Below are 9,226 nucleotides of genomic sequence, written 5' to 3'. Positions count from 1 at the left end.
GCTGCCGCCCCCCGAGGCGTCCGCCTGATGGCTCTCACCCAGCCGCGCCACCTCGGGGTGGCCTACCTGCTCTGGGCGCTGGGACTGGTGGGCGTGTGCGGCATCCAGCGCTTCTACAGCCGCCGGCCGATCAGCGGCGCTCTCTACCTGTTCACCTTCGGGCTCTGCTTCATCGGCCAGCTGGTGGATCTGTGGCTGCTACCGGATGTGGTGGAGCAGGCCAATGCCGTGCACCTGCTGCGGTCCAGGGGCGCCTCCCTCGAGCGCCAGTTGCTTGAGTTGGCCCGCCGGAACGGTTCTGCCGGCTTCACTCTCAACGATGCCCTGCTGGCCCTCGAGGGGCAGCATGGTGTCGGCAGTGAGCAGCTGCGCAGCGAGATCGAGCGGCTGCTCCACGGGCATCTTCTGGATGTGGGCAACGACGAGCGCGGCCGGGTGATCTACCGCGAGCCCTAGGCCGGGTTGGCGTTCTCGCGGGAGTCACTGCTGCTGCTGTTGCGCCGGGCCTCGCCCAGGGCAGCCTGGTAGAAGCGGGTGAGCTCCTGGCGGCTCTTCACCGGCTGGCCGTAGTAGCTGCCTCCATGGCGGTAGGGGATCGAGGCCCACTCGGGCGCCAGCCGCGCCATCACCTCGCTGTCGAGGCCCTGGCGGTCGAAGCGGGTCAGGGCGCGGCGGCGCTGGATCAGGTAGAGGGCGGCCTGGTCCTGGTTGTGGGGCTCGAAGCTGCGCAGCCCCAGTCGGCGCGACACCTCGTGCCAGGTGCTGGGTAGAAACTGGTAGGCGCCTGCGGCAGCACTGGTGTACATCCGCCGCACGCTGATTTCGGGGTGGCGTTGAAAGCCCTGGAAGAGTTGTCCGCCATACAGAACCCGGTAGCCCTCGGCGCGCCCCCCCTTCCAGGTGCCCTCGGCATAGCGGATGGTGTTGAGCAGGGCCCGCCGCTCCGGCGTCACTGTGAAGGGGCCGTTGGCGGTGCGCACGGCCACCTTTGTGGCGGCAGGCAGCTGGGGGCTCGGGGCCGCCAGCCGTGCAGGGCCTCCAGGCAGCTCGGCCGAAGAAGCCAGGGTGGTGGGCACCGTGGCGGCCAGACACAGGGCGACGGCCAGGGGCCTGCGGGAGAGCTTCTGGAACAAGGGGGTGGTCAGGCAGGGCTTGGGCGAGTCGCCATACCTTGCTGATCAGGGGGTGTTTCCAGCGACCCCACCCGCTGGGGGGTAGACAGGGGCGCCGCTGTGTGCATCCGCTGATGGTGTGACCATGGCGACAGTCCCCAGCCCCCTTGCTGTGTAAGTGCTTTTACTCAGTTTTGTCGCCAGCGGCGATGGGCTGGCGTGATGCGGTGGCCCATCGCCAGGCATCAGCAGGCCTGATCATTTCTGCAGAGACTGTTAAGACTCAGGCTGCAGGTCTCAGCGCCGCGGCGGCAGGAACCCCAGGCAGTGCTCCACCCGCTGCAGGGTGCTCTCGGCCACGGCGTCTGCCCGGGCTCGGCCGTCGGCGAGCACCTGGTCCAGGGCTGTGGGGTCGGCTCGCCACTGGCGGTAGCGCTCCTGCACCGGGCTGAGCGCCCCGATCAGGGCCTCGGTGAGCAGGGGCTTGAATCGCCCCCAGCCCATCTCGGCGCATTCCAGGGCAGCGGCGTCGCGGCTCTGGTCGCTGAGCAGGGCATAGAGGCCCAGCAGGTTGTCGGCTTCGGGACGCTCCGGGTTGCCGAATTCCAGCCCCAGGGTGGGATCGGTCTTGGCGCGCTTGATCTTGCGGCTGATCAGCTCCGGCGGATCCAGCAGGGCGATGCGGGAGCCCTCGTTGGGATCGCTCTTGCTCATCTTGCTGCTCCCGTCGCTGAGGCTCATCACCCGGGCCCCCTCAGGCAGGATCAGGGGTTCGGGCACCTTCAACACCGGCTGACGCTCCCCGTCGGGCCCCGGGGGGCCAAAGCGGGCGTTGATGCGCTGCTGGGCAATGTCGCGGGCCAGCTCCAGGTGCTGCTTCTGGTCTTCGCCCACGGGCACCAGATCGGCGTCATAGAGAAGGATGTCAGCCGCCATCAGCACCGGGTAGTCGAGCAGCCCAGCCGACACCTGGTCGCCCTGCTTCACGGCCTTTTCCTTGAACTGGATCATCCTCTCCAGCCAGTTGAGCGGCGTCACGCAGTTCAGCAGCCAGCAGAGGGCGCTGTGGGCGCGCACATGGCTCTGCACGAACACGGTCGAGCGGGCCGGGTCGATGCCGCAGGCCAGATAGAGGGCGGCGGTGCTCAGGGTGGCCTCCGCCAGGGCGGCGGGATCGTGGGGCACCGTGATCGCGTGCAGGTCCACGACACAGAAGAAGGTGTCGTGGCTCTCCTGCAGCTCGACCCAGTTGCGGATGGCGCCGAGCCAGTTGCCAAGGTGCAGGCCCCCGGTGGGCTGAACGCCGGAGAGCACCCGGGGCCGTGCCATCGCGCTCAGCCCCCCTGGGCGCTGGGCTCTTCAGCCTCTGCCGCAGCGCTGGAAGCCTCTGCTGCGGTTGCGGGATCGGCCGGATTGCTGCTGTCGGTGTCGGCCGTGTCGGCGCTGACGGGTTCTGGAGCGGGCTCGGCGGCCACTGGGCTGGGTTTGGGCTTGCTCGGCCGCGCGAAGGGATCGACGCGGTCCTGCCGCTCGGGCCTGGGCCCGCGCCCCTCGGAGCCGGGGCGACGGCCAGCGGCGGGCTGGTTGCGCATCTCACTCACCAGGGCGTCGAGTTTGCCTTCCTCGAGCAGCTGGGCCACGGTGCGCAGGCAGAAGCCGAGCACGGCCACGGTTGAGCGCAGGCGGAAGGCCTCCTGCACGGCCCGGGCCGCGCGCATTTCGTTGTCGCTCAGGCGGATCCGGAACCCTCCCGGCTCACGGTTGCCGCCGGGTCTGCCACCCTGGGGCAGGGCCGTGCTCGTCTCGTCAGCCATGAAGGCCATCTAAGCAGTCAGGCGCAAGTGTGCCGCATCGACGGGCGCGGAGGTTTCAGCCAGAGGAGCCGATGCGGCTCGGGGCTGTAGGGCCGCGCCAGCTGCAGCAGCGGCAGCGATCGCGGCGCACTGCGCTCCATCTGCTGGCGGTAGCGGGCCAGCAGCGCCTGGTAGGTGGCGAGGGTCCAGCCAGGGCTCCTGGTCTGCTGCTGCCAGTAGGTGCGCAGGGCCTGCTGGCAGGCCAGCTGGCCGAACTCCTCCCAGCAGTGCAGCTCCGCCAGCCATGGGTCTTCCCCGGTCTGCAGCCGTTCGCGGTAACGGCTGAGCTCCGGCGCCTCAGCGCTGCAGTCGGGCGGCCACTGCCGGGCCAGCTGGCCCACGGGCACCGCCCGCAGGCGCAGCCAGCAGCGTTCATGCACCACCACGGGCAGGTCGCCGCTCCAGCCGCCGGCCCTGGCCAGGTCGGCCTGCCAGGCCAGCAGCTGGCGATGCTGACTCGGCGTGAACGCCTCCGCCCGATGGCCTGTCATGGCCTCGGGTCCGCTGTCGGCGCTGCCCCTGCCACTGGATGGACCTGCCATGGCTGCCACGCTATTGGTGACGGGTGAGGCGTGACGCCGTGAGGTGAGCTAAACAGATGCAGCTCCGCTGGTCACCCGTTGACGTCGCCCCTGCTGTCCGAGCTTCCTCACACAGCGGCCGCGAACCGGGCAGCCCAGAGCAGCTGGCCGCCTGCGACCCTGCTGTCCAGCTTGGGGCGCCGCTGGTGGCCGCTGGGCGCCGCCGTCGTGACGGGGGGCGTGGTGCTGGATGGGGTGGCTCACCTCTCCAGTGTTCCTGTGGTTTCCGCCGGCACCGGGGTGGCGGTATTGGCCGCTGGGTGGTGGCTCCTGCGCCGGCCCGCCCCTCTGGCAGTGGTCGATCCCGGCGATGTGGCGGGCTGGCTGAAGCGGCTGGAGGGCATGCAGGAGCAGTTTCGACAGCTGGAGGACCCTGGGGCCCAGCGGTTTCCCTTCAGAACAGAGGCTCCCCAGCTAACTGCGCCTCTGGCGTTGGCTGAGGCGAGCCCCACGCCGTCAACAAAGCCTTCAGCTGATCTGCAGCGTGCTGCCGATCGCCGCGCCCATCGGCGTGCCCTGGCCCTGGACAGCCAGCGGGCCCTGCTTGAGCGTTCCGGTCTCACCCTGGGAGTGGCTGCCACCCTGGAGTGCCCCCAGGAGCGCCAACCCCTGCTGGCCCAGGCCCTGCGCGGCTCCGTGCCCCTGACGCTGCAGTGGTCGCGCCCCCTGCCCAGCTGGAGTGACAGCTGGACCTGGCCTGAGCCCCTGGCATCGGCCGACGCCCTCATCTACTGGCTGCGGATGCCCCTGGGGGCTGCAGACCTGCGCTGGATTGAGGCCCTGCCGCGGGGCCTGCCCACCTGGCTGCTGGTGGAGCACGACGACGGCTGCGAGCCCGTCGCCCTGGCCGAGGAGCTGAAGGCCCAGCTGCCCCTGGGACCAGCCCACAATCTCCTGTTCTGGTCGCCCCAGGCGACGTCGCTGCAGCGGCTGCTGGCGCCCCTGGCCACCGAGCTCGGACGGCGGGCTGCGGCCCTGCGCCATGACCGCCAGCTGCGGGGGCTGCGCAACCTGCACGACCGCTGGCAGGTGGAGCTGGAAGCGCTACGGCGCCAGCGCTTCATCAGCTTGCAGCAACGCACCCAGTGGCTGGTGGCCGCTGGCGTGGTGGCGGCACCGCTGCCCTCTCTGGATCTGGTGGTGCTGGCGGTGGCCAACGGCCTGATGCTGCAGGAGATGGCCAGGCTCTGGCAGTGTCCCTGGACGGCGGAGCAGCTGCGCGCGGCCGCGCTCGAGCTCGGCCGCGCCTCCCTGGCCCTGGGGGTGGTGGAGTGGAGCACCCAGATGCTGGCCTCGCTGATCAAGCTGCATGGCGCCACCTGGTTGGTGGGCGGCGCCATTCAGGCCCTCAGCGCCGCCTACCTCACCCGGGTGGTGGGCCGGGCCATGGCCGACATGCTCGCCCTCTCAGCGGGGGTGACGGAGCCGGACCTGCAGCGCATCAAACGGGAAGCGCCGCTGCTGGTCGCCCGGGCGGCCGAGGCGGAAAAACTCGACTGGAGCGGCTTCCTGCAGCAGGGTCAGCAGTGGTGGCGAGCGCGGCAGGCCAGCTCCGCCTCGGCCTGAACCATGTAAAGCCTTTGTTGCAGCCGCAATTAAGTTATACGAAGCATTCCCACGTTTGTTGAGATTTGGGGTTCCTTCAGGGCGTTCTGCGTAGGGTTTTGAAGAGCTTCTGATCAAGAAGCCCGTCCTGTTCCTCCATACCCGACCCTTCGGGGTCCTCCTGCCATGACCACTGCTGTACGCAGCGGCCGCTCAACAAGCTGGGAAAGCTTCTGCCAGTGGATCACCTCCACCAACAACCGCATCTATGTCGGTTGGTTCGGCGTGCTGATGATTCCCTGCCTTCTGGCGGCCACCATCTGCTTCATTGTGGCGTTCATCGCCGCTCCCCCCGTTGACATTGACGGGATCCGTGAGCCCGTAGCCGGCTCCTTCCTTTATGGCAACAACATCATTTCCGGTGCTGTTGTGCCCTCCAGCAATGCCATCGGCCTGCACTTCTATCCCATCTGGGAAGCCGCCAGCCTCGACGAGTGGCTCTACAACGGCGGTCCCTACCAGCTGGTTGTGTTCCACTTCCTGATCGGCATCNTCKGNCTACATGGGYCGNCRGTGGGAGCTCAGCTACCGCCTCGGCATGCGGCCCTGGATCTGCGTGGCCTACAGCGCTCCGCTCTCAGCTGCCTTTGCCGTGTTCCTGATCTATCCCTTCGGTCAGGGCTCCTTTTCTGATGCCATGCCCCTCGGCATCAGCGGCACCTTCAACTTCATGCTGGTGTTCCAGGCTGAGCACAACATCCTGATGCACCCGTTCCACATGCTGGGTGTGGCCGGTGTGTTCGGTGGCTCGCTGTTCTCCGCCATGCACGGCTCGCTGGTCACCTCCTCGCTTGTGCGTGAAACCACCGAGAGCGAGAGCCAGAACTACGGCTACAAGTTCGGCCAGGAGGAAGAGACCTACAACATCGTGGCTGCCCACGGTTACTTCGGTCGCCTGATCTTCCAATACGCCAGCTTCAACAACAGCCGCAGCCTGCACTTCTTCCTGGCGGTGTGGCCGGTGGTCGGCATCTGGTTCACCAGCCTCGGGGTGAGCACGATGGCCTTCAACCTGAACGGCTTCAACTTCAACCAGTCGATCCTGGATGCCCAGGGCAAGGTGGTGCCCACCTGGGCCGATGTGATCACCCGCGCCAACCTCGGCATGGAGGTGATGCACGAGCGCAACGCCCACAACTTCCCCCTGGATCTGGCTGCGGTGGAGTCCATCCCCGTGGCGCTCACGGCTCCGGCGATCGGCTGATCCAGCCACCCTGCTGATCCAGCCCCAGTGCGCCGTCACCAGGTGGCCGCTGTCCCCTCCCCTGCTTCGGCAGGGGTTTTTCATGGGCGTCTGCCGTCGCCTCCGCCCAAGCACTGACAACCAGGGCCGTCATGTTGCAGAGCGTTGCGCGCTCCGGGGCCACCGCAGGGGCCAGGGCCGTGTTTTGTATCGTCCCTAACGAAAGACCACGCTGGGGCATGGACCCACGACCGGCTCGTGCCTGCGGCCCCCTGAAGGCGTGGAGCGGCTTTGGCCGCCCCCTGGCGGCGACTCTGGCTTCCCTGCTGCTGGCCGCCTGCGACGCCCCCAGCCCCGAAGCGCGCCAGGACCCCGCGGACGACCGCCCGGTGGTGCTCACCACCTTCACGGTGCTGGCGGACATGGCCCGCCAGGTGGCCGKTGATCGCCTGCAGGTGGACTCGATCACCAAGCTGGGCTCGGAGATCCATGGCTATGAACCCACCCCCAGTGACGTCGAGCGCGCCAGCCGGGCCGACCTGATCCTGGAGAACGGCCTCAACCTGGAGCTCTGGTCCCGCAGGTTCACCGCGGCGGCCGGCAACGTGCCCGTGGCCACGCTCACCGAGGGGATCGCACCCCTGCCCATCGCCGAGGATGCCTACGCCGGCAAGCCCAATCCCCACGCCTGGATGTCGCCCCGGAAGGCCAAGCGCTACATCGACAACATCGTGAGCGCCTTCAGCCGGTTGGACCCCGAGGGCGCCGCCAGCTTCCAGGCCAATGGTGAGGCCTACAAGCAACAGCTGGCCCAGCTGGATCAGGAGTTGCGGGCCTCCCTGGCCACGATTCCGGAATCGCGGCGGGTGCTGGCCACCTGCGAGGGCGCGTTCACCTATCTGGCTCACGACTACGGCCTCACTGAGGCCTATCTCTGGCCGGTGAACGCCGAGAGTCAGGTCACCCCCAAGCGGATGGCCCGCCTGATCGACACCGTCCGCGACCGTCAAGTGCCCGCTGTGTTCTGCGAGAGCACCGTGAGCGACGCCTCCCAGCGGGAGGTGGCCAGGGCCGCCGGTGCCACCTTTGGCGGCACCTTCTACGTGGACTCGCTCTCCACACCCGATGGGCCGGCTCCCACCCTGCTCGCCATGCAGCGCCACAATGTGGGTCTGATCCAGCGGGGTCTGGGCACCCCTCAGAGCAACGGAGTGACCCCATGAGGGCAGCCCGACCACCGCTGGGCGCCGAGCGGCTGCGGATCGAGGCCGACCAGGTCTGCGTTGACTACAACGGCACCATGGCCCTGCACGACGCCAGCCTGCGGCTGGAAGCAGGCTGCATCTGCGGCCTGGTGGGCATGAACGGTGCCGGCAAGACCACCCTGTTCAAGGCGTTGATGGGGTTTCTGAGGCCCTCCAGGGGCTACATCCGCATCAATGGTCTGCCCGTGCACCAGGCCCAGCGCCAGCAGGCGGTGGCCTACGTGCCCCAGAGCGATGGCGTCGACTGTGCCTTCCCCGTGTCGGTGTGGGATGTGGTGATGATGGGCCGTTACGGCTCGATGAACCTGCTGCGGCTGGCCCGTGCTTCGGACCGGGCCGCCGTGCGCCATGCCCTGGAGCGCGTCGAGCTGCTGGAGCTGCGCGATCGGCCGATCGGCTCCCTCTCGGGTGGCCAGCGCAAGCGGGCCTTCCTGGCCCGGGCCATTGCCCAGGACGCCTCGGTGCTGCTGCTGGATGAACCCTTCAATGGCGTGGACGTGCGCACGGAGAAGCTGATGGCCGATCTGTTCATGCAGTTCCGCAAGGAGCAGCGCTCGATCCTGATCTCCACCCACGACCTCAGCCACGTGCGCAACTTCTGCGACCGGGTGGTGCTGATCAACAAGACGGTGCTGGCCTACGGCGAGACCTCCGAGGTGTTCACCCCGGAGAACCTCTCGCTCACCTTCGGGGGCCTGCCGCCCAATCTGCTGATGGGCCCCACCCCCTCCCGCGAGAACGAGCGATGACGGCCTCCCTGGCAACGGGCCTGCCGCTCACCTGGCTGCTCGAGCCGATCAGCCATGGCTTCATGGTGCGGGCCCTGCTGGTGAGTGCCCTGGTGGGGGGTGTGTGTGGCCTGCTGTCGTGTTACATGACGCTCAAGGGCTGGGCGCTGATGGGGGATGCCGTGTCCCACGCGGTGATGCCCGGCGTGGTGGTGGCCTACGCCCTGGGCCTGCCGTTCTCGGTGGGGGCCTTCGTGTTCGGGGTGGGCTCGGTGGCCGTGATCGGCTTCGTGAAGCAGAAGTCGCGGGTGAAGGAAGACACGGTGATCGGCCTGGTGTTCACGGGCTTCTTTGCCCTGGGCCTGGTGCTGATCTCGAAGATCCGCAGCAACATCGATCTCACCCACATCCTGTTCGGCAATGTGCTTGGCATCTCTGCCGGTGACATCACCGACACCCTGGTGATCTGCGCCATCGTGCTGGCGGTGTTGCTGGTGCTGCGCCGCGATCTGATGCTGTTCTGCTTCGATCCCACCCACGCCCGCTCGATCGGCATCAACACCGGGCTGCTGCACTACCTGCTGCTCTCGGTGTTGTCGCTGGCGGCGGTGGCGGGCCTGCAGACCGTGGGCATCATTCTGGTGGTGGCGATGCTGGTCACCCCCGGGGCCACGGCCTACCTGCTCACTGACCGCTTCGATCGCATGACCCTGCTGGCGGTGGCCAGCAGCGTGTTCTCCAGCGTGGGAGGGGTGTATGTGAGCTACTGGAGCGACAGTTCCACGGCCGGATGCATCGTTCTGGTGCAGACGTTCCTGTTCCTGCTGGCCTTCTTCTTTGCCCCTCGACACGGCATCTTCAGGCAGCAACAGACCTGAGCCAGCCGGTCACGGCAACCC

At 68.1% G+C, this 9,226-nt stretch carries 9 protein-coding genes and 1 pseudogene; 6 read left to right on the top strand and 4 right to left on the bottom strand.

The window, feature by feature from the left end; translation table 11 throughout:
* On the top strand, nt 1-456 hold a 456-nt coding region (locus IQ216_RS08310; protein WP_370566672.1), incomplete at its 5' end, for a TM2 domain-containing protein.
* Here the strand turns inward: IQ216_RS08310 and IQ216_RS08305 are convergent.
* The 4 genes from IQ216_RS08305 to IQ216_RS08290 all read right to left on the bottom strand — a co-directional run bounded on the left by IQ216_RS08305 (nt 453) and on the right by IQ216_RS08290 (nt 3,507).
* A complete protein-coding gene (locus tag IQ216_RS08305; RefSeq protein WP_228007295.1) occupies nt 453-1,133 on the bottom strand; it encodes a glycoside hydrolase family protein in 681 nt (226 codons plus the stop codon). The two genes, IQ216_RS08310 and IQ216_RS08305, sit on opposite strands and share 4 nt — an antisense overlap.
* A 276-nt stretch (nt 1,134-1,409) precedes the next feature.
* Nucleotides 1,410-2,441, bottom strand: coding sequence for a tryptophan--tRNA ligase (gene trpS / locus IQ216_RS08300; protein WP_193815111.1), 1,032 nt, complete (start codon nt 2,439-2,441; stop codon nt 1,410-1,412).
* Between the two features lie 5 nt (nt 2,442-2,446).
* Nucleotides 2,447-2,926 (bottom strand): hypothetical protein, encoded by a 480-nt coding sequence (locus tag IQ216_RS08295; protein ID WP_193815110.1) that lies wholly within the window; start codon nt 2,924-2,926, stop codon nt 2,447-2,449.
* 17 nt (nt 2,927-2,943) lie between these two features.
* Entirely contained in the window at nt 2,944-3,507 is a 564-nt protein-coding gene (locus tag IQ216_RS08290) for a hypothetical protein (protein WP_193815109.1), read from the bottom strand.
* Nucleotides 3,508-3,678: 171 nt separating this feature from the next.
* Between IQ216_RS08290 and IQ216_RS08285 the strand changes: the two genes are divergently transcribed.
* The 5 genes and pseudogenes from IQ216_RS08285 to IQ216_RS08265 all read left to right on the top strand — a co-directional run bounded on the left by IQ216_RS08285 (nt 3,679) and on the right by IQ216_RS08265 (nt 9,205).
* Nucleotides 3,679-5,112 (top strand): YcjF family protein, encoded by a 1,434-nt coding sequence (locus IQ216_RS08285; protein WP_228007294.1) that lies wholly within the window; start codon nt 3,679-3,681, stop codon nt 5,110-5,112.
* 165 nt (nt 5,113-5,277) lie between these two features.
* A pseudogene (psbA, locus tag IQ216_RS08280) lies at nt 5,278-6,355 on the top strand (photosystem II q(b) protein).
* 218 nt (nt 6,356-6,573) lie between these two features.
* A complete protein-coding gene (locus tag IQ216_RS08275; protein WP_193815108.1) occupies nt 6,574-7,557 on the top strand; it encodes a metal ABC transporter substrate-binding protein in 984 nt (327 codons plus the stop codon).
* The gene (locus IQ216_RS08270; protein ID WP_186696522.1) at nt 7,554-8,348 is read left to right on the top strand and encodes a metal ABC transporter ATP-binding protein; all 795 of its coding nucleotides are present in this window, start codon (nt 7,554-7,556) and stop codon (nt 8,346-8,348) included. The genes IQ216_RS08275 and IQ216_RS08270 overlap by 4 nt, the downstream gene beginning before the upstream one ends.
* Nucleotides 8,345-9,205: a metal ABC transporter permease gene (locus tag IQ216_RS08265; protein WP_186696521.1), complete on the top strand. Its 861-nt coding sequence runs from the start codon at nt 8,345-8,347 to the stop codon at nt 9,203-9,205. The genes IQ216_RS08270 and IQ216_RS08265 overlap by 4 nt, the downstream gene beginning before the upstream one ends.
* Nucleotides 9,206-9,226: the final 21 nt, after the last annotated feature.

This window comes from Cyanobium sp. LEGE 06143 (assembly GCF_015207535.1).
In the GTDB taxonomy this organism is placed as follows: domain Bacteria; phylum Cyanobacteriota; class Cyanobacteriia; order PCC-6307; family Cyanobiaceae; genus NIES-981.
This window is presented reverse-complemented; position numbering and strand designations above follow the sequence as displayed.

What these genes read in the sequence shown, in the direction of transcription:
- IQ216_RS08265 (WP_186696521.1), top strand. Translation starts at nt 8,345, where the DNA reads ATGACGGCCTCCCTGGCAACGGGCCTGCCGCTCACCTGGCTGCTCGAG.
- IQ216_RS08290 (WP_193815109.1), bottom strand. Translation starts at nt 3,507, where the DNA reads ATGGCAGGTCCATCCAGTGGCAGGGGCAGCGCCGACAGCGGACCCGAG.
- IQ216_RS08295 (WP_193815110.1), bottom strand. Translation starts at nt 2,926, where the DNA reads ATGGCTGACGAGACGAGCACGGCCCTGCCCCAGGGTGGCAGACCCGGC.
- IQ216_RS08270 (WP_186696522.1), top strand. Translation starts at nt 7,554, where the DNA reads ATGAGGGCAGCCCGACCACCGCTGGGCGCCGAGCGGCTGCGGATCGAG.
- trpS (WP_193815111.1), bottom strand. Translation starts at nt 2,441, where the DNA reads ATGGCACGGCCCCGGGTGCTCTCCGGCGTTCAGCCCACCGGGGGCCTG.